Here is a 23,568-nt window from a genome sequence, read left to right as displayed (position 1 = left end):
GTGAAATCACTGCATCAAGCGTCCTGGCCACTTGCCTGTGGGCCATTACTGTCCGCCATCAATCGGTAGCCGACGCCAGCTTCGGTCTGTATCAACTGTGGCTGCTCCGAGTCGTCACCCAGCTTCGAGCGTAGTCGGCTGATGACAATTCGCAGGTAGTGAGTGTCCTTCTGGTGCGTGGGCCCCCAGATTTCCTTGAGCAGGTGCGTTTGGGTCAGGACGCGGCCAGGGAACTCTGCCAGCTTCTCGAGCACGGAATATTCTCTCGGTGTAAGCCTGACCAGGTTTCCTGCCAGAGTGATGCGACGCTCCTTCAGGTCGATAACGAGATCACCAATGGTCAGTTGGATGGGCTCGCCAGCACCTTCAGGCAGTGTGCGAGTTCTCAATGCTGCACGGATGCGAGCCAGCAGTTCCTGGATACTGAAGGGTTTGGTGACATAGTCGTTGGCGCCTGCATCGAGACAGGACACCTTCTCGCTTTCGGATGCACGGACGGAAACGACCATGATGGGAGTGTGGAGCTGGTCGCGAATGGCGCGCAGTACTTCCTGACCATCGATATCCGGTAGACCGAGGTCGAGTAGAATCAGGTCCGGCGATTCGCTGATGGCCTTGAGCAGTCCTTCTCCACCGTTCTCTGCCTCGATGACTTCATAGCCCTGGGAACCGAGGCTGATGCGCAGGAAGCGGCGAATCTGCATTTCATCATCAATGACGAGAATGCGTAATGGGCTATGACTCATCCTGGGCCTCGGTGTCATCTTCCATATGGGGGGAGTCCATCAGCGGCAGGCGGATCATGATCCGGGTTCCAGAGCCGAGAGGGCTCTGTTCGGCGGTAATGGAGCCGGCATGCGCACCAATCATGCCACGACAGATCGCCAGCCCAAGTCCACTACCGTGTTTTCCCCGATCGCCTTCGCCTCCCGTAAAGAACATGTCAAAGACCTGCTCGCGTTCAGACTCCGGAATCCCGGGGCCCTGGTCAGTGATGCTGATGAACAGCTCATCTGAGCTGGCTTTACCATGGATGAAAATGCTTCCACTGATGGGGGAAAAGCGAATGGCGTTCTCGATGACATTGACCAGCGCCTGTTCTACCAGCGCAGGATGGACATAGAGTAGGGGCAGGTCGGGTGCAATGTCTCGGACCACTCTGACCTGACCAAGGGCCGATGTCAGCCGTTTCAGGGCGGCATTGATCAGGTCGCTCAGTGCCACCCAGTCGCGCTCTATCTTCAGCGTGCCGTGGCCCAATCGGGTCATGTCCAACAGATTCTGGATGTAGCGGTTCAGACGCTCACTCTCGCCCAACACACTGTCGAGAAGCTCTCGCTTGTCCTCGGCAGTGAGTTGCTGGTCCAGGTCACGCAGGGAGCTTGCGGCGCCAATGATCGATGACAGAGGTGTTCTCAGGTCATGAGATACCGACGACAGCAGGGCCGAGCGCAGACGTTCGTTTTCTTCGGCCAACCGGGCCGCGCCAAGGTCATTGACCAGTCTGGTACGAGTGAGTGCCATGCTGAACTGGTTGATGAGCGTGTCGACCAGGGTTTCCTGATCGTGGATCAGCGAGGTGTCACGGTCTCCCAGAGCCAGTCCGACGATGCCTGATGTCGTCTCCTTGTCGACCAGGGGAATGAATCGCCAGCGTTGGCTGGCCAGCGTCTGTGAACCATGCCCGCTCACCTTGCGGTGATGATACGACCAGGCGGCAGCCTGCCGGGCAGTTGTATCCAGCGCCACGCTCCCGGGATGGGATTCAGTGATGTGAAGTTCCGGTTTGTCGGTAGTGCTTTCCAGGTATACCGTCGGAACTTCCAGCCAGTCTGCCAGTGCACTGATGCCTGTTGTCCTGACGGTGCTGTGGTCGGCGGCGGCGGAGAGGGCTCTAGACAGCTGCAACAGCTGCTGGGTCTGGTCGCGACTGGCTCGCAGGGCGACCAGTTGACGGCGTGCCCGGCCGGCAAGCTGGCCACCGATCATCGCCACGATGAAGAAGAAGAATACCGTCAACAGTTGGTCGCGATGGACCATGGCGAGTGAATAGCGTGGCTCCGTGAAGAAGAAGTTGTAGAGCAGAAAGCTGAGCACTGCGGTGACCATGGCCGCTCGGGTGCCCGTGTAGGCGGCGGTCACCAGAACGCCGGTGAGAAACACCAGCGAGATGTTGGCAAGGTCCATAGTGCGGTCGATTACCAGTGACAGAACCATGGATATCGACAGCACGGCTGTTGGTAGTAGCCACTCCCGATGGGTCAGGCGACGAATGGGATTCTTCATTAGGCGGATGGGCTTGCGACGTTCGCTCTCCGCCACCACCACAAGATCAAACTCTCCGGCTTCCCTGAGTAGCAACTTGCCCAGCGAGCGGTGCCAGAAACGCCAGGGGGCATGGACCGGACGACCAATCACCAGGGTAGTGATATTGTTGCGCCGCGCGTAGTCGAGCAACTCCTGCAACCGACTCTGGCCGGCAAGGACGGTGACCTCTCCTCCCAGCCGCTCCACCAGTTGACTGCTTCTTTCCAGCTCCAGCCGCATCTCTGGAGAGCTGGAGCCGGTATCTATATGCACCGCCCGCCAGGTGGCACTGCGTCGCTCGGCCATGCGATGGGTTGCTCGGATCAGGCTGGTATCCTCGGGACGCCCGCTGAGAGCCACCAATAGTTTGGGGCGAACTGGCCATGGTCCTGCGAGGCCCTGCACACCCATGGAGTCGCGGACATCGCTATCGACTCGCTCGGCCATGGTCTGCATGGCCAGCTCGCGCAGGGCCGTCAGGTTGGAAATACTGAAGTAGCCGTCCAGAGCCGCTCTGGCCTGTTCTGGAACGTAGACCTTGCCTTGCTTGAGACGCTGGATCAGTTCATCCGGAGTGAGGTCGATGAGAGTGATGTCGCGCGCTCGGGTGATCAGCGAGTCCGGCACGGTTTCGCGCATGCGAATGCCGGTGATTCGAGCCACGACGTCGTTGAGGCTCTCGATATGCTGAACGTTCAGGGTAGTCCAGACGTCGATGCCCGCATCGAGTAGTTCCTCGATGTCCTGGTAGCGGCGGGGGTGACGGCCGCCGGGAATGTTGCGGTGGGCCAATTCATCGACCAGCACGACATCGGGGGCACGGTTCAGGGTGGCATCGAGATCGTACTCGTGAAACGCCCGGCCCTGGTGCTCTCGTTCGATCAGCGGGATGCGCTCGAGGCTCTCGCACAGGTCTTCGGTTTCCTGCCGGCCATGGGACTCGATGATACCGATCGTGACCTGCTCGCCTTGACCGGCGAGGTCGCGGGCGGTTCTCAGCATCGCATAGGTCTTGCCCACGCCAGGGGCCGCGCCGAGGAATATACGCAGAGAACCGCGCACCTCTCGGCGCGCGGTCTTCAGCAGGGCTTCCGGATCGGGCCGTGAGGCCTCATCGTTACCCCATCGATTCATGGCATTCCTCTGGCCTGTTCGTCCAGCGCCAGATTCAATTTCAGAACATTGACAGCGGGTTGTCCCACGATGCCTCCATTTTCCGTTGCTGACGAGATGGCGTTCTTGACCTCGGTGATCGGCATGTTGCGCTCCCGGCTTACACGAGGGACCTGTATCAGAGCCGCCTGCGGTGAAATGTGGGGATCGATTCCCGAGCCCGAGGCCGCCAGCAGATCCACAGGTATCTCACCAATCGTTACGCCATCACGTTCCTCGATAGCTCTGGCTTCTTGCAGGGCTCGCTCACGCAGGGTGGCATTACCTGGCGAAAGATTGGAGCCCGACACCTGGTCGGGAGCATAGTTGGCCGCAGAAGGGCGGCCATGGAAATACTCGGCTCCGACAAAGGGCTGACCCACCAGCGCGGATCCGACGATTGTGCCGTTCTCATCGTACACCAGGCTACCCCGGGATTGGCTCGGGAAGACAACCTCGCTGAGACTGGTAACGACAAACGGGTAGAGGAGGCCGAGCAGGGCTGCCAGCAGCACCATCATGCGCAGCGAGGTGAGCAGAGACGCGCGGGTTGTCATGGAAACTGTCATGGCAGGACTCCTGGAAACAGGCCAGCAATCATTACATCGAGGAGCTTGATCAGCGGGAAGGGCAGCAACAGGCCGCCCACGCCGTAGATCAGCAGGTTGCGGCGCAACAGAGCGGTGGCCGAGGTGGCCTTGAAGCTGACGCCCTTCAGTGCAAACGGGATCAAGGCCGGGATGATCAGGGCGTTGAATATCACGGCGGCCAGCACGGCGGACTGCGGTGACGCCAGACCCAGAATATCCAGCTGACTCAGCGCAGGGATGCTGGCGGCAAAGATCGCCGGCAGAATCACGAAATACTTGGCGACGTCGTTGGCCAGCGAAAATGTGGTCAGCGCCCCACGGGTGATCAGTAGCTGCTTGCCGATTTCGACGGCTTTCAGCAGCTTGCCCGGGTCGGAGTCGAGGTCGACCATATTGCCGGCCTCACGGGCCGCCTGGGTTCCCGAGTTCATGGCCAGCCCCAGGTCTGCCTGAGCGAGTGCCGGAGCGTCATTGGTGCCGTCACCCATCATCGCGACCAGGCATCCGGCCTGTTGTTCCTCGCGAATGACTTCCAGCTTGCGCTCGGGGGTGGCTTCGGCAATGTAGTCATCGACACCGGCCTCTGCAGCAATGGCGGCTGCCGTAATCGGGTTGTCTCCGGTGATCATGACAGTCTTGACGCCCATCTCACGCAGCGCCGAGAAGCGTTCGGCCATGCCTGTCTTGATGACATCCGAGAGGGCAATGACCCCTAGCAGTTGCGCTCCATCGGCGACAGCCAGAGGTGTCGCCCCCTTGCGTGAGATACGTTCCACCAGTGACGCATAGTTGGCTGGTATCCGGCCTCCTCGGGCCTCGACAAAGGCTGCAATCGCATTGGGTGCACCCTTGCGCAGCTGCTGTCCGCCAGGGACGTTGACACCAGACAAGCGAGTGGAGGCGGAGAAGGCAATGAGCTCGGCCTGCTCGTCCAACCTGGCGGTGGCTCCCTGATCTCTTGCCAGCGAAACGATCGAGCGGCCCTCGGGAGTGGGGTCTTCCAGTGAACAGCCATAGGCCACGTCACGCAGGTGCTCTGCCATACTGCTGTCACAAGGAGCGAACTCGGTGGCGCGTCGGTCACCGAGGGTGATGGTTCCTGTCTTGTCGAGCAGCAGAACATCGATACTACCGGCAATCTCGACCGCCTTGCCGGACTTGGCGACCAGATTGGCTCGCATCGCTCGTTCCATGCCCGCGATGCCGATGGCTGGCAGCAGGCCACCGATGGTGGTGGGAATCAGGCAGACCAGCAAGGCCACCAGCATGACCGGGGAGGGAGTGATACCCACGAATCTAGCCATCGGCACCAGGCTGACGACGACGATCAGAAATACCAGCGTCAGGGTGGCCAACAAGACCGAAAGGGCCAACTCGCTGGGCGTCTTCTGTCGGCTGGCGGATTCCACCAGCGCGATCATACGGTCCAGCAGGGATTCACCGGGGTCGGCACTGACTTCGATCAACAGCTCGTCCGACAGTAGGTTGGTACCGGCGCTGACGCCGCTGTTGTCCGTACCGGCCTCACGCAGCACTGGCGCCGATTCACCGGTTACCGCCGATTCGTTGATTGAGCCTGCGCCTTCAATGATCTCGCCGTCAGCGGGAATCAACTCCCCGGCAATGACCCGTACACGATCACCGCGTCGCAGAGAGTCCGCTGACACCAACTGCTCGCTGCCGTCCTTGTGAAGGCGCCGCGCCTTCAACTGACTACGTGTGGCTCGCAGGCTTCCGGCGTGCGCCTTGCCACGGGACTCCGCCAGTGCTTCGGCGCCGTTGGCGAACAGTATGGTGGCCAGCAGTACCAGAGTGACGGACAGCACAAAGGTGATGTCATCGCCACGTACGATGGCCAGTCCGGTGTAGAGCATGCAGATGAGAGTACCGATGGCGACTACGGCGATGACCGGGTTGCGTGCCAGAGTACGGGGGTTCAGGCGCAGCAGGGATTCACGGAGCAGGTTGCCCCAGACGAAATTCCCGCGGGCCTGAGTGACTTCGCCTTGTTGCGGTGTTGAGGTCGACATGGTGCCAGTTCTCCTCAGAATCCGGATGTCAGCTGTTCCGCAACGGGGCCCAGAAACAGCACCGGCAGGAAGCTCAGTAGATTGATGATGACGATGACGCCAGCGGTGAGGCCAACGAAGGCGCCGCTATCCATGTTCAGGCTTCCGCGACCGCTGGGCGCGGTACGTTTCTCCGCCAGCCAGGCGGCAATGGCGAGAGGCGCCAGCATGGGCAGAAAACGGCCGACCAACAGGGCAACGACGGCGGTCAGGTTCCACCACAAGGTGTCATCGCCCAGGCCCTCAAAGCCCGAGCCGTTGTTGGCGAAGGCCGAGGTGTATTCGTAGAGCACCTGAGACAGGCCATGAAAAGCGGGGTTGGAGGTTCCTGCGAGACCCGGGAAGGCAACCGTGATGGCGGTCAGACCAAGGATGGTCAGTGGTTGGGCAAGAATCGCTACCGAGATCCAGCGAATCTCACGTGACTCCAGTGGTTTGCCCAACAGTTCCGGTGCTCTACCGATCATCAGCGAACCGATGAAGGCTGCCAGCATCAGGTACAGCAGATAACCGATCAGGCCAACCCCGATGCCGCCGAAGGTGACATTGACGAACATGTCCATCAGGGTCACCAGTCCACCGACAGGATTGAAGCTGTCGTGCATGGCATTGACCGAGCCATTCGATGTCTGTGTGGTCCAACTGGCCCACAGTGCGGACATCTCGGGGCCGAAGCGGACTTCCTTGCCTTCCATGTTCGGACTGGCGCTGGCCGACAGCCCGATGAAGGCGGCATTCGGCATCTTCTCGGATACGATGGCGGTGGTGGACGAGACAAGTGAGAAGGCCACCATCACCGCACCAATACCGTTCATCAGCTTGCGCCGACCGGTGATGATTGCAGTGGCCACCAGTAGCGAAACAGGAAACAGCAGCAGGCTTACGGTCTCGATGATGTTGGAGATGGCTGTCGGGTTCTCCAGCGGGACGCTGGAGTTGGGGCCATACCAGCCTCCGCCATTGGTACCGAGTTGCTTGATGGCGACCATGGAAGCCACTGGCCCGCGAGGAATTTCCTGGCTGATGGAAACTCCCTTGTCGAGCGGGGCGATGCTCTGCGCACCTTCATAGGTACTGGGCACGCCCTGCCAGGCCAGCAGCAGGGCCACGACCGTTGCGACCGGTAGCATGACCCGCACGATAGTGCGCACCAGATCACGGTAGTAGTTGCCCACTCCAGCTGTGGTCGATGAGGCCGAGTCCTGCTTGTTCGCTTTCCTTTTCAGCAATACTCGAACGATGGCCAGCAACACTGCCAACCCTGTCGCCGGGGTGATGAACTGCAGAGTGACAATGGCCAGTGTCTGGCTCAGGTACGAGAGCTGTGCCTGACCTGAATAGTGTTGCTGATTGGTGTTGGTGGCAAAGGACACGGCAGTATGCAGTGCCGTATCCCAGCGCATGCCAGCAATATCATCTGGATTGAGGGGAAGTACACCTTGCGCCATGAAGGTGAACCAGGCGAACAGAATCAACAGGGCGTGAAGTTTCACCACTGCCCAGGCATAGTCACGCCAGGTCATTGAATGATCCGGTTTCACTCCCGCAAACCGATAGATCAGCCCCTCGATGGGACGGAAAAGGGCATCCAGAGGTGCCTTTCGGTCGTCGTCCAGAGAGTGGGCCATGTACAGGCCGAGCGGTAATGCCAGCCCAATGACCAGGGCATAGCAGATGATCACTGCGTTCATGTCTGTCTCCACGGGTTGACCGAGATGTCAGTAGCGCTCAGGCCAGAGAAGAGCGCTGAACAGATAGGCTCCCGTTGCCAGCGAGACGATCAGCAGAAGGAGTTGCATGGTGTCGATTCCAGGTTGAGTAAACGAAAGTTGATGGTGTAGGCGAAGGCTACTGCCGCTCCGCGTAAAAATTCGATGTGGCTTTGCGTGCGGAGACGTAAAAAGTTCGTAAAATTCAACTGCGGGGACCGGGCACCGGCTTCCGGCTTGATGGCCAGAACGTTTGATGGCTGGGAAAGGTCGACCGGTATGCCCCATGCTGCAGTACCTGGATTCATGGCGATGGCACAGACAGGGGGGCGTCGTGTTGGAAGGAAAAGGTGGCTCGAGTCGGGCCTCACCAACTGAAGCAACCATGGTAGGCTTGCCCATCGCAATGCCGTCATGGAGTTGAAAGGATGCCGTTATCCCTGTGGTTGTCACTCGCTGCCATCTGCGCCATGGGAGCCATGTCGCCGGGGCCGAGTCTCGCTCTGGTGCTGCGCCACACCCTGGGCGGTGGTCGCGCCTCCGGGCTGGTGGCGGCAATCACCCATGCCATGGGAGTCGGCTTCTATGCATTGCTGACGGTATGGGGGCTGGGCGCTGTCATCGAGCATCACCCCACGGCCTTTCGACTGATTACCTGGGCGGGCGCCGCCTACCTGGCATGGCTGGGGATCAAGGCCCTGCGGGCAGGGGCGGGAGGCGCGCTACAGGCTCAGGGGCAGTCAGTCAGTCTGGTGATTGCCGCCCGAGATGGCCTGATAGTGGCGCTGGGCAATCCCAAGCTGATCCTGTTCTTTGTTGCGTTGCTCAGCCAGTTCGTTACCCCGGAAATGACCACGCTCGAACGCTCGATCATCGTCCTGACGGCAGTGGTGATCGACGGTGGCTGGTACAGTCTCGTAGCGCTGGGACTTTCACACTCGAGGGTACTGCCCTGGCTTCAGGCCAGGGCGCAGTGGATCAATCGGATCACCGGTGTCCTGCTGCTGGCGTTGGCGGTACGGGTATTGATGGGGTAGCCAGTCTGCAGGTCATTGGTGCTGGTGCTCTCCGTGCTGGTGTTCCGCGTCCGTCGCCATGGCATCGCGGTGTTGTACCGGGACTTCGAGGTCGACACTTGCGCCATCACTGAAGTTCAAGGTCAGCGGAAGCTCACTACCGGCGGTCAGAGGGGCTTCAAGACCGATCAGCATGATGTGGTATGGCTGGCCCGGCTGGAGGCGTAGCGGTTCATCGGCAGAGATATCCAGACCCTCCACCTTGCGCATGGTCATCATGCCGTCCTCTTCTCCCATCTGATGCAACTCCACCGACTGGCTGAGTGGTGACTCGCCGCCGACAAGCTGGCGCTCGCTGTTCGCCTGGATATCCAGATACACCACCGCAGTAGGAGCTCCCGGCGGTGTGGCGGGCGCCGCGGCGTGCTCGACGACGATATCGGAGGTCGCCGTCCGGGAGGATGACGGATGCTCGTGGTCGGTGTCGTGGCCCTCATGGTCAGCCACGGCGTTTCCTGCGCTCAGCGCCATGCACAGAAGCAGGGTGCTCAGGATACTGCGTCCTGTGACTCGGCAAGCGCGGGTGTCTGCACGTGGAGTTCTGAGGTGGGGCGTCATCATGTTGCCATCTCCCTGATGTTGATATTGGAGTTATCGAGATTGGAGCTGAAGATATCCGTAGGGCGGTGTCGCGCGACAGGGAAGTGCCGCGTTGATAGCTGTGGTGCCAATGCACTTGTCGAGCAGTCTGTTGGGTAGTGATGAGCGACACAAGTGGTTGACCAGGTTCTGGTCAGTGGATGCTTGCCAGGGCACGGTGCGGAGGACAACAGGCGCGCACAGCGCGTGGACGATTGCCTTTCGGCGGGCTAGGCTGGAGCATTTGCGCTGGAGGCCAGTATAGATGTCGACGGACAGCACGATCCCTGCCGTGCCGCAGGAGAGCCCCGTGGCTCCAGTGATTGCCAGAGAGCGCATCCAGGTGGTCGATGCTCGTAACCGTCCCTGTGGCAGTGCCTGGCGTAGCCAGATGCGGCGCATGGGTTTCTGGCATCGCGCCACCTATATTGTGGTACGTAACTCACGCCATGAGCTTTGTGTTCAGCGTCGAACCTTGACCAAGGAAGTCTTTGCTGGAGGCATCGATCTGGCCGCAGGTGGCGTTGTGGCAGCGGGTGAGGCGGTGCACCAGTCGGCGCGCCGTGAGTTGGCCGAGGAGTTGGGCATAAGCCGCGAACCCCTGTCGCATGTGTTGGACTTTACCTATTGCGAGGAAGGCCACCACATCTTCGGCAGCCTGTTCACGGTGAGCTTCGATGGCCACTTGAGCCTGCAGCCCGAGGAGGTGGCGGATGCCTGGTGGATGAGTATTGATGAAGCTCTGGCGCTGGATGAGGTGACGCCGGACACTCGGCTGGCGGTCAGCCTGCTGCGCGATCGCGAACATGCCGGAGCTGGCGAATCTGTGGTTTGCGTGTCATCGTGAAGGTATTCCCGGCGAGTGCATGAAATGTCAGTTCACGACCATGAATGCCGTACCCATAGCGGCGAACCCTTCAACCTTGGTGCGTTGCGCGGCCAGGTGCTATTGATTGTCAATGTGGCCAGCAAGTGTGGCTTCACACCGCAGCTGGCTGAACTCGAGGCCCTGTATCGCGAACATCGTGAGCGCGGTTTTACCGTGCTGGGCTTCCCCTGCAATCAATTTGCCCATCAATCCCCCGAGTCTGCTGAGGAGTTCTGTGTCTTCGGCGAGCATCGCTATGCGGTAACCTTTCCCTTGATGGAAAAGGTTGAGGTCAACGGCCGCAAGGCGCATCCGCTGTTCACGGCACTCAAGCAGGAGGCGCCTGGTGTGCTGGGAACACGTGCCATCAAGTGGAACTTCACCAAGTTTCTGGTCGGTCGCGATGGTCGTACTATATGCCGCTTCGGGCCGCGCGCCACGGCCGTCGATATGTTGCTGGAGTTGGAGCAGGCACTGGATGAGCCAGTGACCTGAGCTTTCAAGACAGCCCCTGGGCTCCGTCCGGTGTCATTGCGTTGCCTGGGCCACCGCGACACGTTCGACCAACTCGTTGATGCGCGGGCGTACCATCATGGTGGTCAGGCCCGAGAACAGGGTCCAGAACGAGCGCCGCCAGCCTTTCAGACGCATGTTGTGACCCACAAGGCGCTTCATCAGCTGATAGTCATCGAACTTGCGCCATTCTCCGGCAACCGACATCTGCTGGCGTGACAGCACCGGGGCCAGCTCCAGACGCATGACCCATTCCAGCTCCTTCAGCGTCAGGCCGTAGCGCAGGATCACCTCGGTCATGCGCGCATAGTCGGTTTCACGGGGCTCTCGCTCGAGCCATAGCGGTGCCAGTGTCAGCCACAGCTCGCCGCGTTCATCGACCAGAGTCTGTGCGTCCATCCTTCTTCTCCTCGATATACAGGCCAGGAAAGTTCCACATCACTATTAACATGGCAATCAAATAGCTCCTCCTGATAGATTTGATTGTCGTCCGCACCCCACTGGCGCAGATGCGCGGATCTGCTGGTGGGGTGCGGTCTCGCGTCGGCCCGATGGCCGACGGCGGCACGTCCCTGTGCCGCCATTAACCCAACATGAAAGCATGCCGGGTTAATAACGGCGCCTGACCATCGACCCAGTATGACAGCGGAAGTCATGCCAACTTCTGGAGCGCCACACCGGAGCAGTGGCAGCATGCTGCCGCAGCCATGACGACGGAGCAAGGTGCAAATGGCCGCGCTCGGAACCGGTTTGGCTGGACTGGGAGGTGGATCGGTGCGGACAGCAGCTCTCCAGGCCGCTAGAATAGCGTTTTGCCCAAGTCAATTCAGGGCGGTTTCCCGCCTGGAACGAAGAGGTCTGTCGTGATCATCAAGCCCAAGGTTCGCGGATTCATCTGCACCACAACTCATCCCGTCGGCTGCGAGAAGAACGTGCTCGAGCAGATCGAGGCAACCCGCGCGCGTGGTCTGAATGCTGGCCAGGGCCCGAAGAAGGTTCTGGTGATCGGTGCATCCAGTGGCTACGGCCTGGCTGCGCGCATCACCGCGGCATTCGGTTATGGCGCTGACACTCTGGGCGTGTTCTTCGAAAAGCCCGGTAGTGAGAAAAAGCCGGGTACTGCCGGCTGGTACAACTCGGCGGCCTTCGATCGTTTTGCCAAGTCCGAAGGGCTGTACAGCAAGTCGATCAATGGCGATGCCTTCTCCCACGAGGCACGCGACAAGGCCATCGAGCTGATCCAACAGGACATGGGGCAGGTGGATCTGGTCGTCTACTCGCTGGCGTCTCCGGTACGCAAGCTGCCTGACAGCGGTGAGCTCAAGCGTTCCAGCCTCAAGCCGATCGGCGAGACCTACCGTGCCACCGCCATCGACACCAACAAGGACACCATCATCGAGGCAGAAGTGGAGCCGGCGACCGAGCAGGAAATCGCCGATACCACCGATGTCATGGGTGGCCAGGATTGGGAACTGTGGATGTCGGCACTGGCCGATGCTGGTGTGTTGGCACCGGGTGCCCGTAGTGTGGCATTCAGCTACATCGGCACCGAGATCACCTGGCCGATCTATTGGCACGGCGCCCTCGGCAAGGCCAAGGAAGACCTCGATCGCGCCGCCAGCGCCATCGATGCTCAGCTCAAGACCAGCGGTGGCGGTGCCAACGTTGCGGTACTCAAGTCTGTAGTCACCCAGGCCAGTGCGGCGATTCCGGTCATGCCGCTGTATATCGCCATGGTCTATAAGGTGATGAAGGCCCAGGGACTGCATGAGGGCACCATCGATCAGCTCAACCGCCTGTTTGGTGAGCGCCTCTACGGTGGTGAGTTCAGCACCGATGATGCGGGCCGTCTGCGCCTGGATGATTGGGAACTGCGTGACGACGTGCAGCAGGCCTGCAAGGACCTGTGGCCTCAGGTGACCACCGAGAACCTGTTCGATATCACCGACTACGCCGGCTACAAGCACGAGTTCCTCAAGCTGTTCGGCTTCGAGCGTGACGACGTCGACTACGACGCTGACGTCGATCCGGACATCAGCTTCGACGTCGTTCAACTATAAGGTTCAGCTGCAACACTCAGGCCAGGTCGCCAGGCTCTGACTCCGGCAGCACCTCGGTGGCAGTATTAACCCGGCATGCTTTCATGTTGGGTTAATGGCTGCACAGGGACGTGCTGCCGTCGGCCATCAGGCCGACGCGAGACCGCACCACACCAGCAGATCCATGCATCTGCGCTAGTGTGGTGTGGACGACAATCAAATCGATCAGGATGAGCTATTTGATTGCCATGTTAATAGCGGTTTCCGCTGCTGCCATCGCTGGTTGCGGGGCCATCCATCTCCTGTGTCGCTTTAACGGGTAAATCATCCCTGATTTCAGGAACTTTCCTGGCGTAGAATGGGGGTGGGTCCCCATGATTGGTCAGAGAGTTTCCCATGTCCGATGCCTCCATCACTTCACGTTCCCCAGCGCTGACGCGAGAGGTAGGGATTGTTGTGATGCCGGGGTTTTCCCTGCTGGCGCATGCTTGCGCCACTGAACCACTGCATGTAGCGAATCTGCTCCATGGGCGAACGCTCTATCGCTTGACCAGTTACAGCTGTGGCGGCGAAGCGGTGACCAGTACCTCGCGGCAGACCCTGGCACCAGCGGCACTGGACGACATTACCCATTATCCCGATATGGTGCTGGTCTGCGGACCTGCGATGTTGCCCAGCGGTATTCCCGATGAACTGGGAGGCTGGCTCAAGCGGCTGGCCTCGTCAGGGGTCATGATCGGCGGTATCGGCGGCGGTACCGAGGCCTTGGCACGCCTTGGTCTGCTCGACGGTTACAGCGCCACGCTGCCGTGGCAGCGTTTCGAGGCCTTTGCCGCCGCGCATCCGCGGGTACGCTTGTCCCAGCAATTGTTCGAGATCGACCGCGACCGCATTACCTGTGGTGGAGGCACCGCAGCGATGGACATGATGATCACGCTGGTCTCCAACCATCATGGCCCGGCGCTGGCCACGCGGATTTCCGAGTACTTCGTCATGGAGCGCATCCGCATGGGCGATGAACCGCAGCAGATCCCGCTGCGTTCACGCCTGTCCCATGCCCCGCAGAGCCTGGTCGAAGCGGTGCAGTTGATGGAAGCCAATATCGAGGAACCGCTCACCACCCACGAGCTGTCTGAACATCTGGGGGTGTCGCGGCGGCAACTGGAGCGGTTGTTCAAGAAGTATCTCAAGTCAGTACCGAGCCGCTATTACCTCGACCTGCGCCTGCAACGTGCCAGACGCATGCTGCGCGAGTCCGATCGCCCTGCCGGCGAGATCGCCCTGCAGACCGGGTTCTCCTCGGCGGCACACTTTTCCACTGCCTACCGCAATCACTTCGGTATCACCCCACGGGAAGAACGCCTGGGCGGCTGATGGCTCCAGGTGGTGCTGGCTGAAGAACGGGTCAGTCCCGTATTTCTGTTGTGTGTGCAGCCTTCAGGCGCTCAGTGAATATTCCTCCTATCCTGCTGATGCCTTGTCGTCGGGGCCAGAACGCTATGATGGTTCGATGAACTGGTGGATTCATCCTTCTGAGAACGACATTGGTCTGAGGTTTTTTCTGTAACGCGAGCTCTGGTATCAAGCTGATACCAACATTCTGCTCCACCATGTTGAGGAGTGTTGCGGTATTCCTGACCCAGAAATCCACTTGAAAGGCTGTCTCGTCTTCAATCACGGGCGACAGGATGTGGTGAACCAGAGCCTCGCAGCCACCTGATGACATGATCAAGGGGTGTTCAGGAACCTTCTCGATATCCACTGCCTGAGTCTCTTCAAGAGGATGACCCTTTGGCATGGCGACATGAATTTCATCATCCTTTATTTCAATCCATGAAAAGTTGTCGTGCCAGTATGAGTGGTTGATTATCGTGGTATCTGTCGTTATTCCTATATCAACGATTCCGCCTTCTACCCAATCTTTTACCTCTTCCTCGACGCCTTCGAGAATCAGGCCAATGGATTGTGGAAATTGACGGTTAAACTCATTGATGAATGGCTCCAGGAGGCCTTGCGATACGCTGGGGATGCAGGCGATGCAAAGTGATTCATCTATGGTGTTATGCAGAGCTTCGACACTGGAATGCAGTTGCTCTATTTCGAATGTGATCCTTCTTGCACTGGCGAGTACAACCTCTCCAGGTCCGGTGGGTTGAAGAGGGTGGCTTTGCTTGTGTATCAGATCGTGACCGACAAGACGTTCGAGGGAAGCAATGGAGTGACTGACACCTGATTGACTCACTCCAAGGCGCCGCGCAGCACCCGTGAAAGACCCTTCCTCGATGACATGAAGAAAGGTTCCAAGTTGTGACACTGTGATATCCGGTCTTCTTGCCATCAGTCTTCCTCATGCGTCAATGAGACAAGTTGATTTTTCCTTTCCTGCTTTCTGACGTTAACTTCATGGGTATTGAGGAACGGTAATGTTCCGCGATCAGATGCTCAATGCTGAAGTTCGTGGGTATTGAATGTGAGGAAACGAGGATGTAAATGTCGACTCTCTTGATATCCTTGTCTGCGATGTTGTCTCTTGGGTTTACTCATTTTGTCAATGGGATGGTTGTAGAGAAGGATTTTCCCGTTCGTTTGGCCTTTTTTACCCATCTAGGCGGATCTCTTGTTGCATTGATACTCGCACTGCAGTTCTCGAACTGGAGTAGTGCCGCTGGATGGTGGGGGATTGTCGCCGGCGCGGGCTCGGCCTGCGGAGCTCTGTTTCTCTATAAGGGGCTGGCTGTGTCATCGTTTGGTGTGGTTGTTCCTGTCAGCTCGGTTTCCATGATGGTCATTGCCCTTGCCTTTTCCATGGTGCTGTTGGGTGAGCTGCCAACCACTGTCATGATGATGGGGGTTGTGATTGCCATTCCGGGTCTCTGGCTCGTTTCGGCTGGTGGACCAGCACAGAAACTCCATGCAGCGCTGCCTGCTTCCCGAGGAGTGCTCATGGGGCTCGGAGCAGGTCTCGGGTTTGCCGTGCAGCTCCTTGTGTTGGGGCAGGTGAAGGACGCTTCTGCTCTCTATGCCATCGCGGCATGCATGTTCTTCGGGGCGTTATGGCTTGCGCCATATTCCAGATTGAAGACTGTGGCACTCCGGAATGCATCCATTTCCGCTGTGGCTGGCGGAATCAGTGCGACAGGACTGGCTCTCTACATCTTCTCGCTTCAAGGATCCCTGGCGTTGACCAGCATTGTGATCATTTCGCTCTATCCTCTGGTTCCCGTCCTGCTCGGTTCGTTCTTCCGCAAGGAGAGTGTTGGACTACGACGTCTTGCTGGTATCGGCTTGTCGATTATTGCTACCACTCTGATCGCTCTGGGTAATGGGTATTAAAGCTTCGTGCTCCTGACTTGTTCGAGAAATCAACTTGTGACTGCCTTGCTGGCCTGCAGGCGTCGAAACAACCGGCCCATCATCACTGGCGCATCCTCGTCGATCCGAAACCCGGCCTGCTCGAGCAGTGGGCGGGCCTGGCGGGTAATGTCGGTGGCCAGAGTGGTGGTGACGAGGTTGAGGCCGCGGCGCACAATTCCCGACGGACGCTCGTCCGACTGGAACTTGTCCATGACACACAACAGGCCCTGGTCATTGAGCACGCGGCAGGCCTCTCGCAGGCCCCGAGCAGGGTCAGGCATTACCGCGACGATCAGGTGCATGACCACGATGTCGAACTCGCCATCGGCATAGTCGAGCTGCGCCGCATCCATCACTCGAGCCTCGACATCGATGCTCAACTTGCGGGCGCGGGTTTCGAGGCGCTTGACCATCGCCGGCGACAGGTCGGTGGCATGGATCTCCACATCACGGGGCAGCCAGAGCAGATCGAGCCCGGTGCCGGCTCCCACCAGCAATACCTTCATCCCGGATTGCCAGGGAACCGCACGCAATGATTCGCGGCGAGCACGTCGAAACAGTGGACCTGCCACGCGGTCGTAGATCGGCGCATAGCAGGAGTAGCGCAGTCGGTTCCAGCGGGTGGTATTGATCATGGCAACTCCCGGCTGTGGTGGAGAGTAGTGGTGGAGGGCAGTGGTGGAGTCTGGTACCGCTCTACCAGGGCGTCACCATGGTTGGCCCCGGGCTTTATGAAAATCCGGGTCCCATCGCTGAAAGCCCTGAAGGCAGCGTCTCCCTATACTCGAATGAGCCACTGGCCCGAGACGTCTCCGGCCGGCGTTTACTTTCATGACAGCGGAGAATCCTGATGACCTCTAGACCGACTCGTGCCGATTTCGATCAGTACATGGTGCCCAACTACTCCCCGCAGAAGGTGATTCCGGTACGCGGTGAGGGTAGCCGTCTGTGGGACCAGGATGGTCGAGAGTACATCGATTTCGCTGGCGGCATCGCGGTCAATGCCCTTGGCCACTGCCATCCGGTGCTGGTCAATGCGCTGAAGGATCAGGCCGACAAGCTCTGGCACCTGTCCAACGTCTACACCAACGAGCCGGCACTGGAACTGGCCCGTGAGCTGACCGAGCGGACGTTCGCCGACAAGGTCTACCTGTGTTCCTCCGGTGGTGAAGCCAACGAAGCAGCTCTCAAGCTGGCACGTCGCTGGGCCTACAACAACCACGGCGAGCACAAGCACCGTATCATATCTTTCGGTCAGTCCTTCCATGGTCGCACCTTCTTCACCGTCAGCGTAGGCGGTCAGCCGAAATACTCCCAGGGTTTCGGTCCGGTGCCGGGCGGTATCGTGCACGCCGAGTTCAACAACCTGGATAGCGTGCGCGAACTGATCGACGACAACACCTGTGCAGTGATGGTCGAGCCGATTCAGGGCGAAGGCGGCATCCTGCCGGCGACACAGGAGTTCCTCAGCGGTCTGCGTGAGTTGTGTGATCAGCATGACGCGCTGCTGGTGTTCGACGAAGTGCAGACCGGCGCCGGCCGTACCGGCTCGCTGTATGCCTACATGGATTACGGGGTCAGCCCGGACATCCTGACCAGCGCCAAGGGGATCGGTGGCGGTTTCCCGGTGGGCGCCATGCTGACCACGGATCGTGTTGCCCCGGCGATGGCGATCGGCACTCACGGCTCCACCTATGGTGGTAACGCTCTGGCCTCAGCTGTGGCCCTGGCGGCGGTGCGTCACATTGATACCCCTGAGGTTCTGGAAGGCGCCAACAGGCGCTTCGACCTGATCCGCGAGCATCTGGAAATCATCAACCGCAAGCATGGCGTGTTCAAGGAGATCCGCGGCAAGGGGCTGCTGGTGGGTGCCGAGATGGCGCCGGAATATGAAGGCCGTGCCAAGGATATTCTGCCGCTGGCGATCGAAGAGGGCGTCATGGCTCTGGTGGCCGGCCCCAATGTGCTGCGCATGGCACCGTCGCTGGTGATCCCCGAGGAAGATATCGTCGAGGGGCTTGAGCGTCTCGAGCGCGCGATCGCTCGCATGGTATCCGGCCAGTAATGGCTGGACAGGCGTCAAATGCAGCATCCAAGCCAGGAGGCAATCCCATGCTGGTCGTTCGCCCCACGCGGTTGACTGATCTGCCGGCCCTGGAACGGCTGGCGGGTAGTGCAGCGCCGCGCTTGACCAATCTGCCGGCGCACCGTGATCGGCTGGAAGAGCGCATCACGCGCTCGCTGCGCGCCTTTGGTGCGGAAGTCGATGTGCCCGGTGATGAGCATTACACCTTTGTGCTCGAGGACACGGAACGCAAGGAGGTGGTCGGAACGGCCACCATCCGTGCGCTGGCAGGCTACAACGAGGCCTACTACACCTATCGCCAGGAAACCCTGATCCACGCCTCACAGCAACTCAATGTGCGGCGCGAGGTACAGACGCTGGCGCTGTCCCATGAGGTGTCTGATGCCAGCCTGCTGTGTGCCCTGTCACTGGATCCTCGTTACAAGGGGACCAACGCCGAAAGCCTGCTGCGTCGGGCACGCTTGATGTTCATCGCCCAGTACCCGGAGCGTTTCGCCGACATTCTCGCCATGGCTTTCCCCGGCTACCTCGACGATGCCGGGGAGTCCCCGTTCTGGAACAGCGTTGGTCGTCATTTCTTCGCCCGCGACTACGACGAGATCAATTACTTCGCCGGTGTTCGTTCGAAGAGTTTCATCGCTGAAGTCATGCCGCAGTTCCCACTGTATCTGGCCATGCTGACACCTCAGGCGCGTGCCTCCATCGGTCGCGAGCACCCGGTTCACGAACCGGCGCTGGAAGAGATGCTGGCCGAAGGTTTCCTGCGCTCCCGGCATGTCGACCTGTTCGACGCTGGTCCGGTGATCAAGGGTGACCGTTCGCGTCTCGAAACCTTCCGCCACGCTGCCTGGCATCCGGTGCGGATTCGACCGGAGCATGCACTGCCGGATGCTGAGCTGGCGATGATTGCCAACCAGCAACAGCAGGATTTCCGCTGCACGGTGGCGCGCTATGCACTGTCGCCTACCGGGCAGTTGATGCTGAGTCAGGAGCATGCCGAAGCGCTGGGAGTCGAGGAAGGCCGAGCCGTACTGGCAGCACCGCTGAACCTGGCGGGAAGCGAGATTGATCCGGGTTACGACGAGGGAGAGCTGTGATGCGTATGCGACCGATTGTCGAGAGCGATCTCGATGAACTGCAGGCGCTGGCGCGCGAAACCGGGGTTGGTTTCACCTCCCTGCCGGATAACCGTGAATTCCTGGCGCAGAAGATTGCCTCGGCGCAGCGTGCCTTCAATGGTGAAGTTCCCGCCGATCAACGCCTCTACTTTTTCGTGCTCGAGGACGAGGAGGCTGGTCGTCTGGCGGGCTGCTGCGCCATTGAGGCGCAGGTGGGTCGTGAGATACCGTTCTACCACTATCGTGTTGGCACTCTGGCCCATTCATCGAAACAGTTGGACCTGCATCGCACCATCGATACGTTGTTCCTGAGCTCCGATCACACCGGGGATGCCGAGGTGGCTTCGCTGTTCCTGCGCAGTGAATATCGAGGCACTGATCGTCGCGAGCAGCGCAATGGCGCACTGTTGTCGATGATGCGTTGGCTGTTCATGGCCGAGTTCCGCGACAGCTTCCCGGACAAGGTATTGGCCGAGATGCGCGGTCATTTCGACGAGAACGGCCGCAGCCCGTTCTGGGAGTGCCTCGGCAGCAACTTCTTTCCCATGGATTTCAGTGAGGCGGATCGCCTTACCGGCATGGGACAGAAGAGTTTCATCGGCGAACTGATGCCGAAGTTTCCCATCTACACGCCGTTTCTTTCCGACGAGGCTCGGGACTGTATCGGCCGCGTGCACGAACACACCCGCCCGGCGCTGGCCATGCTCAAGAAGCAGGGGCTGCGTTGGGAAGGCTACATCGACATCTTCGATGGCGGGCCCACGGTCGAGGCCTATATCGACGACGTCAAGGGTGTGCGCCTGTCGCGCCATGTCCGCGTCGAGATCGATCCCGATGCCACCAGTGAAGGACGTCCGCAATGGTTGGCGGCAACCGCCGACATGGGTGGTTTCCGCGCTGCCTGGGTCGGGCGTGGCCCCGACGAGAATGGTGTCCTGACCATCAACAACGACGAAGCCCGCAGGCTTGAAGTCGCTTCAGGCGACACCCTGCGCATCCTGAATACTGACGAGGAGGCGTGATGCAACCCACCCAACAAGTGCTGATCAATGGCCAGTGGCAGAACGGCGAAGGCGAAGTCTTCACCAAGCTGGATCCTGTGTCGGCGCAGGAGCTGTGGCACGGCGCGGGCGCATCGGATGCCCAGGTCGCCAGGGCTGTTGAGGCCGCGCGCGGAGCCTTTGCCGGTTGGGCGCGTACCTCGCTGGAGGAGCGTCAGCAACTGGTCGAGCGTTTCCGCGCGGTGCTGGAGACTCACCGCGAGGATCTTGCCGCCAGTATTGCCCATGAGACCGGCAAGCCACTGTGGGAAGCGCGGACCGAAGTCGGTGCCATGATCGGTAAGGTGGCACTGTCGGTGCGTGCCCGTGAAGAGCGTACCGGGCATCGTGAACGTGACCTCGGTGATTCACGCGCCGTGCTGCGCCATCGCCCTCATGGTGTCATGGCGGTCTTCGGGCCCTACAACTTCCCCGGACATTTGCCCAACGGACATATCGTCCCGGCACTGCTGGCCGGTAATACCGTGGTCTTCAAACCCAGCGAGCAGACGCCGCTGACGGCTGACTTGACTCTGCAGTGCTGGCTCGAGGCCGGTCTGCCGGCCGGGGTCATCAATCTGGTACAGGGTGCCGCCGCAGTGGGTCAGGCGCTGTCCTCCCACGGCGATATCGATGGCCTGTTGTTCACCGGCAGCGCCCGTGTCGGTGGCATGCTGCATCGCCAGTTTGCCGGCCAGATGGGCAAGGTGCTGGCACTGGAGTTGGGCGGCAACAATCCGTTGGTGGTCAAGGACGTTCCCGATGAGGACGCCGCTGTGCTGACCATTCTGCAGTCGGCCTTCCTGTCCGGTGGACAGCGTTGTACCTGTGCCCGCCGTCTGATGGTACCGGCAGGGGAGGCTGGCGATAGCCTGATTGCGGCTCTGACCACGGCCATTGAACGCTTGCGCGTAGCCGAGCCCTTCTCCGAGGAGGCTCCTTTCTATGCCGGTCTGGTCAGCGTTGCTGCCGCCGACGGTCTGCTGGCAGCTCAGCAGGATCTGGAGGAGCGCGGCGGCAAGGTGCTGGCGCGTATGCGTCGTCTGCAGGAGGGTACCAGTCTGCTCAGCCCGGGACTGGTCGATGTCACTGGAGTCGAGGTACCCGATGAGGAGCATTTCGGTCCGCTGCTCAAGGTATACCGTTATCAGAGTTGGGATGAAGCCATCGACATGGCCAACGACACCCGCTACGGCCTCTCTGCCGGCCTGATCGGCGGTGAGCGCAACGACTGGGACGACTTCCTGCTGCGCATTCGTGCCGGCATCGTCAACTGGAACCGTCAGACCACCGGTGCCTCAGGTGATGCGCCCTTCGGTGGCGTAGGGGACAGCGGCAACCATCGCCCCAGTGCATATTATGCGGCGGATTACTGCGCCTATCCGGTGGCTTCCGTGGAGAGCGAAGCGCTGACCCTGCCGGAGAAGCTGCCGCCCGGGGTGACGCTATGAGCAACACCAGCACCAGGAGTAACACCAACACCGCGAGCAGCACCAGCACCATAAGCCAGACATCCCACGCCAGCGATTATCGGGAAGTGAACTTCGATGGTCTGGTCGGGCCGACCCATAACTATTCCGGGTTGGCGCACGGCAATGTGGCGTCGATGAACCACGGTGGTCTGGTCTCCAATCCGCGCGAGGCGGCGCTTCAGGGGCTGGCCAAGATGAAGGCCCTCAAGGATGCCGGCTATCTGCAGGGCGTGCTGCCGCCGCAGCAGCGTCCGGATCTCGGTGCGCTGCGTGCGCTCGGCTTTACCGGCGACAATGCCGCTGTGCTGGCAAGGGCCGCCGAGGAGGCCCCTCAGGTGCTGCGTGCCGTGTGCTCGGCGTCGAGCATGTGGACGGCCAATGCCGGTACCATCACACCGAGCCGGGATAGTGCTGATGGTCGGGCGCACTTCACTCCCGCCAACCTGCAGTCGAGTTTCCATCGCTATCTCGAACCGGACACCACCGGGCGAGTGCTGTCGGCGATCTTCTCCGACCCACAGCACTTTGCTCATCATCCGTCACTGCCGGCAACGCCTGCCTTCTCCGATGAGGGCGCGGCCAATCACACTCGACTGTGTGCCGGGCATGGTGAGGTCGGGGTGCATCTCTACGTCTACGGGCGTCAGGCCTTCGGTGGTGATGGTGTCGAGCCGAGACTCTTCCCGGCGCGGCAGACGCTGGAAGCCAGCCAGGCGGTGGCTCGTCAGCATGGCTTGAGTGACAGCCAACTGGTGTTTGCCCAACAGCATCCCGATGCCATCGACGCCGGCGTGTTCCACAACGATGTGATCGCTGTCGGCAACGGCCCGGTGTTGCTGTATCACGAGTTGGCCTTCCGCGACGAGCAGGCGACGCTGGACGAACTGCGCGAGAAAATGCCGGAGCCGCTGATTCCGGTGCGAGTACCGCTGGAAGCGGTCAGCATCGAGGATGCCGTGGCCTCGTATCTGTTCAACTCGCAACTGCTGTCGAATGCCGACGGCAGCATGACCCTGGTGGTACCGGGAGAGTGTCAGGAACGTGAAGCGGTATGGCGTTGCATCCAGGATTACCTACTGGCCGGCAACAATCCGATCTCGGAAGTAGTGGTCAAGGACGTCAAGCAGAGCATGCGCAACGGCGGTGGTCCGGCCTGTTTGCGCCTGCGTATTGTGCTGAGTCGCGCCGAGCGCGAAGCCCTGTCGGGACGTGTGCTGCTTGACGATGCGCTGTACGAAGAGCTGGTGAGTTGGGTGGAGCGACATTATCGCGACCGCCTGGCCTCGGAAGACCTCGCCGACCCAGTGCTGGCCGAGCAGGTCCTGGCGGCACTCGATGAGCTCACTGATATTCTGCAACTGAGCGCGGTCTACCCCTTCCAGCAAGCGTGATCCCGCCAACCCCGCCTCAATGGCGGGGTTGGCGAGCCACGAGTTTCGAGCCGCGAGCAGCTCGAGCTATAAGCTGTAAGTTTTAAGCTGTAAGTAACCCCGAACCCCAGAGAAGGCTCGGAGCTACTAGTTTCGCACTGGACTGCTCGTAGCTCGGTGCTCGAGACTTACCGCTTACCGCTTACCGCTTACCGCTTACCGCTTA

General features: G+C 60.2%; 22 protein-coding genes. 11 read left to right on the top strand and 11 right to left on the bottom strand.

The genetic code is table 11. The features are described 5' to 3' along the window. Positions 1-14: 14 nt before the first annotated feature. From BUE38_RS14445 to BUE38_RS23515, 6 genes are read right to left on the bottom strand one after another with little or no spacing between them, the layout of a single operon-like run. Positions 15-746: a response regulator transcription factor gene (locus tag BUE38_RS14445; protein WP_073435951.1), complete on the bottom strand. Its 732-nt coding sequence runs from the start codon at positions 744-746 to the stop codon at positions 15-17. Continuing rightward, the gene (locus tag BUE38_RS14440; RefSeq protein WP_073435950.1) at positions 736-3,441 is read right to left on the bottom strand and encodes a sensor histidine kinase; all 2,706 of its coding nucleotides are present in this window, start codon (positions 3,439-3,441) and stop codon (positions 736-738) included. The genes BUE38_RS14445 and BUE38_RS14440 overlap by 11 nt, the downstream gene beginning before the upstream one ends. Further along, positions 3,438-4,028: a potassium-transporting ATPase subunit KdpC gene (kdpC, locus tag BUE38_RS14435; RefSeq protein WP_073435949.1), complete on the bottom strand. Its 591-nt coding sequence runs from the start codon at positions 4,026-4,028 to the stop codon at positions 3,438-3,440. The genes BUE38_RS14440 and kdpC overlap by 4 nt, the downstream gene beginning before the upstream one ends. Beyond that, positions 4,025-6,079 carry a potassium-transporting ATPase subunit KdpB gene (gene kdpB / locus BUE38_RS14430; RefSeq protein WP_073435948.1) on the bottom strand — a complete coding sequence of 685 codons (2,055 nt, stop codon included), beginning with the start codon at positions 6,077-6,079 and terminating at the stop codon, positions 4,025-4,027. Before kdpB ends, kdpC begins: the two co-directional genes overlap by 4 nt. Positions 6,080-6,093: 14 nt before the next feature. Beyond that, positions 6,094-7,809 carry a potassium-transporting ATPase subunit KdpA gene (gene kdpA, locus BUE38_RS14425; RefSeq protein WP_073435947.1) on the bottom strand — a complete coding sequence of 572 codons (1,716 nt, stop codon included), beginning with the start codon at positions 7,807-7,809 and terminating at the stop codon, positions 6,094-6,096. A gap of 27 nt (positions 7,810-7,836) precedes the next feature. Further along, the gene (locus BUE38_RS23515) at positions 7,837-7,917 is read right to left on the bottom strand and encodes a potassium-transporting ATPase subunit F (protein WP_073435946.1); all 81 of its coding nucleotides are present in this window, start codon (positions 7,915-7,917) and stop codon (positions 7,837-7,839) included. 338 nt (positions 7,918-8,255) lie between these two features. Here BUE38_RS23515 and BUE38_RS14415 point away from each other — a divergent pair, with 338 nt between their 5' ends. Next, positions 8,256-8,864 carry a LysE family translocator gene (locus BUE38_RS14415; protein WP_073435945.1) on the top strand — a complete coding sequence of 203 codons (609 nt, stop codon included), beginning with the start codon at positions 8,256-8,258 and terminating at the stop codon, positions 8,862-8,864. Positions 8,865-8,876: 12 nt separating this feature from the next. On the opposite strand, the gene BUE38_RS14410 is transcribed toward BUE38_RS14415, so the two are convergent. Beyond that, positions 8,877-9,464, bottom strand: a complete 588-nt coding sequence (locus BUE38_RS14410) for a copper chaperone PCu(A)C (protein WP_084541961.1) — start codon at positions 9,462-9,464, stop codon at positions 8,877-8,879. A gap of 328 nt (positions 9,465-9,792) precedes the next feature. On the opposite strand from BUE38_RS14410, the gene BUE38_RS14405 reads away from it, so the two are divergent. Next, positions 9,793-10,329, top strand: coding sequence for an NUDIX hydrolase (locus BUE38_RS14405; RefSeq protein ID WP_234987014.1), 537 nt, complete (start codon positions 9,793-9,795; stop codon positions 10,327-10,329). Positions 10,330-10,353: 24 nt separating this feature from the next. Continuing rightward, entirely contained in the window at positions 10,354-10,845 is a 492-nt protein-coding gene (locus BUE38_RS14400) for a glutathione peroxidase (protein WP_073435943.1), read from the top strand. A gap of 33 nt (positions 10,846-10,878) precedes the next feature. Here the strand turns inward: BUE38_RS14400 and BUE38_RS14395 are convergent, their stop codons facing one another. Beyond that, positions 10,879-11,262, bottom strand: a complete 384-nt coding sequence (locus BUE38_RS14395) for a DUF7079 family protein (RefSeq protein WP_073435942.1) — start codon at positions 11,260-11,262, stop codon at positions 10,879-10,881. Further along, complete coding sequence (locus BUE38_RS22630; RefSeq protein WP_143166341.1) at positions 11,217-11,447, bottom strand: hypothetical protein; 231 nt, start codon at positions 11,445-11,447, stop codon at positions 11,217-11,219. Before BUE38_RS22630 ends, BUE38_RS14395 begins: the two co-directional genes overlap by 46 nt. A gap of 279 nt (positions 11,448-11,726) precedes the next feature. On the opposite strand from BUE38_RS22630, the gene fabV reads away from it, so the two are divergent. Further along, positions 11,727-12,923 (top strand): enoyl-ACP reductase FabV, encoded by a 1,197-nt coding sequence (gene fabV, locus BUE38_RS14390; protein ID WP_073435941.1) that lies wholly within the window; start codon positions 11,727-11,729, stop codon positions 12,921-12,923. A gap of 375 nt (positions 12,924-13,298) precedes the next feature. Beyond that, positions 13,299-14,276, top strand: a complete 978-nt coding sequence (locus tag BUE38_RS14385) for a GlxA family transcriptional regulator (protein ID WP_073435940.1) — start codon at positions 13,299-13,301, stop codon at positions 14,274-14,276. Positions 14,277-14,307: 31 nt separating this feature from the next. Here the strand turns inward: BUE38_RS14385 and BUE38_RS14380 are convergent, their stop codons facing one another. Continuing rightward, positions 14,308-15,240 (bottom strand): LysR family transcriptional regulator, encoded by a 933-nt coding sequence (locus tag BUE38_RS14380; RefSeq protein WP_084541959.1) that lies wholly within the window; start codon positions 15,238-15,240, stop codon positions 14,308-14,310. 152 nt (positions 15,241-15,392) lie between these two features. Here BUE38_RS14380 and BUE38_RS14375 point away from each other — a divergent pair, with 152 nt between their 5' ends. After that, positions 15,393-16,235, top strand: coding sequence for a DMT family transporter (locus BUE38_RS14375; protein ID WP_073435938.1), 843 nt, complete (start codon positions 15,393-15,395; stop codon positions 16,233-16,235). A 29-nt stretch (positions 16,236-16,264) separates the two neighbouring features. Here the strand turns inward: BUE38_RS14375 and BUE38_RS14370 are convergent, their stop codons facing one another. Then, positions 16,265-16,891, bottom strand: a complete 627-nt coding sequence (locus BUE38_RS14370; RefSeq protein WP_073435937.1) for a class I SAM-dependent methyltransferase — start codon at positions 16,889-16,891, stop codon at positions 16,265-16,267. Between the two features lie 215 nt (positions 16,892-17,106). Between BUE38_RS14370 and BUE38_RS14365 the strand changes: the two genes are divergently transcribed. From BUE38_RS14365 to astB, 5 genes are read left to right on the top strand one after another with little or no spacing between them, the layout of a single operon-like run. Beyond that, complete coding sequence (locus tag BUE38_RS14365) at positions 17,107-18,321, top strand: aspartate aminotransferase family protein (protein WP_073435936.1); 1,215 nt, start codon at positions 17,107-17,109, stop codon at positions 18,319-18,321. 47 nt (positions 18,322-18,368) lie between these two features. Further along, complete coding sequence (locus BUE38_RS14360; protein ID WP_073435935.1) at positions 18,369-19,439, top strand: arginine N-succinyltransferase; 1,071 nt, start codon at positions 18,369-18,371, stop codon at positions 19,437-19,439. Beyond that, positions 19,439-20,482 carry an arginine N-succinyltransferase gene (gene astA, locus BUE38_RS14355; protein WP_073435934.1) on the top strand — a complete coding sequence of 348 codons (1,044 nt, stop codon included), beginning with the start codon at positions 19,439-19,441 and terminating at the stop codon, positions 20,480-20,482. The genes BUE38_RS14360 and astA overlap by 1 nt, the downstream gene beginning before the upstream one ends. Further along, entirely contained in the window at positions 20,482-21,951 is a 1,470-nt protein-coding gene (astD, locus tag BUE38_RS14350) for a succinylglutamate-semialdehyde dehydrogenase (protein WP_073435933.1), read from the top strand. The genes astA and astD overlap by 1 nt, the downstream gene beginning before the upstream one ends. Then, positions 21,948-23,363: an N-succinylarginine dihydrolase gene (astB, locus tag BUE38_RS14345; protein ID WP_084541958.1), complete on the top strand. Its 1,416-nt coding sequence runs from the start codon at positions 21,948-21,950 to the stop codon at positions 23,361-23,363. Before astD ends, astB begins: the two co-directional genes overlap by 4 nt. Positions 23,364-23,568: the final 205 nt, after the last annotated feature.

Source organism: Halomonas cupida, assembly GCF_900142755.1.
Taxonomy (GTDB): Bacteria; Pseudomonadota; Gammaproteobacteria; order Pseudomonadales; family Halomonadaceae; genus Halomonas; species Halomonas cupida.
Note: the sequence above shows the minus strand (reverse complement) of the source record. Positions and strands in the feature narration are given on the sequence as shown.

Excerpts from the sequence above, each read along its gene's own strand:
- BUE38_RS14445 (WP_073435951.1), bottom strand. The coding sequence starts at position 746 with ATGAGTCATAGCCCATTACGCATTCTCGTCATTGATGATGAAATGCAG.
- BUE38_RS14440 (WP_073435950.1), bottom strand. The coding sequence starts at position 3,441 with ATGAATCGATGGGGTAACGATGAGGCCTCACGGCCCGATCCGGAAGCC.
- kdpC (WP_073435949.1), bottom strand. The coding sequence starts at position 4,028 with ATGACAGTTTCCATGACAACCCGCGCGTCTCTGCTCACCTCGCTGCGC.
- kdpB (WP_073435948.1), bottom strand. The coding sequence starts at position 6,079 with ATGTCGACCTCAACACCGCAACAAGGCGAAGTCACTCAGGCCCGCGGG.
- kdpA (WP_073435947.1), bottom strand. The coding sequence starts at position 7,809 with ATGAACGCAGTGATCATCTGCTATGCCCTGGTCATTGGGCTGGCATTA.
- BUE38_RS23515 (WP_073435946.1), bottom strand. The coding sequence starts at position 7,917 with ATGCAACTCCTTCTGCTGATCGTCTCGCTGGCAACGGGAGCCTATCTG.
- BUE38_RS14415 (WP_073435945.1), top strand. The coding sequence starts at position 8,256 with ATGCCGTTATCCCTGTGGTTGTCACTCGCTGCCATCTGCGCCATGGGA.
- BUE38_RS14410 (WP_084541961.1), bottom strand. The coding sequence starts at position 9,464 with ATGATGACGCCCCACCTCAGAACTCCACGTGCAGACACCCGCGCTTGC.
- BUE38_RS14400 (WP_073435943.1), top strand. The coding sequence starts at position 10,354 with ATGTCAGTTCACGACCATGAATGCCGTACCCATAGCGGCGAACCCTTC.
- BUE38_RS14395 (WP_073435942.1), bottom strand. The coding sequence starts at position 11,262 with ATGGACGCACAGACTCTGGTCGATGAACGCGGCGAGCTGTGGCTGACA.
- BUE38_RS22630 (WP_143166341.1), bottom strand. The coding sequence starts at position 11,447 with ATGGCGGCACAGGGACGTGCCGCCGTCGGCCATCGGGCCGACGCGAGA.
- BUE38_RS14385 (WP_073435940.1), top strand. The coding sequence starts at position 13,299 with ATGTCCGATGCCTCCATCACTTCACGTTCCCCAGCGCTGACGCGAGAG.
- BUE38_RS14380 (WP_084541959.1), bottom strand. The coding sequence starts at position 15,240 with ATGGCAAGAAGACCGGATATCACAGTGTCACAACTTGGAACCTTTCTT.
- BUE38_RS14375 (WP_073435938.1), top strand. The coding sequence starts at position 15,393 with ATGTCGACTCTCTTGATATCCTTGTCTGCGATGTTGTCTCTTGGGTTT.
- BUE38_RS14370 (WP_073435937.1), bottom strand. The coding sequence starts at position 16,891 with ATGATCAATACCACCCGCTGGAACCGACTGCGCTACTCCTGCTATGCG.
- BUE38_RS14365 (WP_073435936.1), top strand. The coding sequence starts at position 17,107 with ATGACCTCTAGACCGACTCGTGCCGATTTCGATCAGTACATGGTGCCC.
- BUE38_RS14360 (WP_073435935.1), top strand. The coding sequence starts at position 18,369 with ATGCTGGTCGTTCGCCCCACGCGGTTGACTGATCTGCCGGCCCTGGAA.
- astA (WP_073435934.1), top strand. The coding sequence starts at position 19,439 with ATGCGTATGCGACCGATTGTCGAGAGCGATCTCGATGAACTGCAGGCG.
- astD (WP_073435933.1), top strand. The coding sequence starts at position 20,482 with ATGCAACCCACCCAACAAGTGCTGATCAATGGCCAGTGGCAGAACGGC.
- astB (WP_084541958.1), top strand. The coding sequence starts at position 21,948 with ATGAGCAACACCAGCACCAGGAGTAACACCAACACCGCGAGCAGCACC.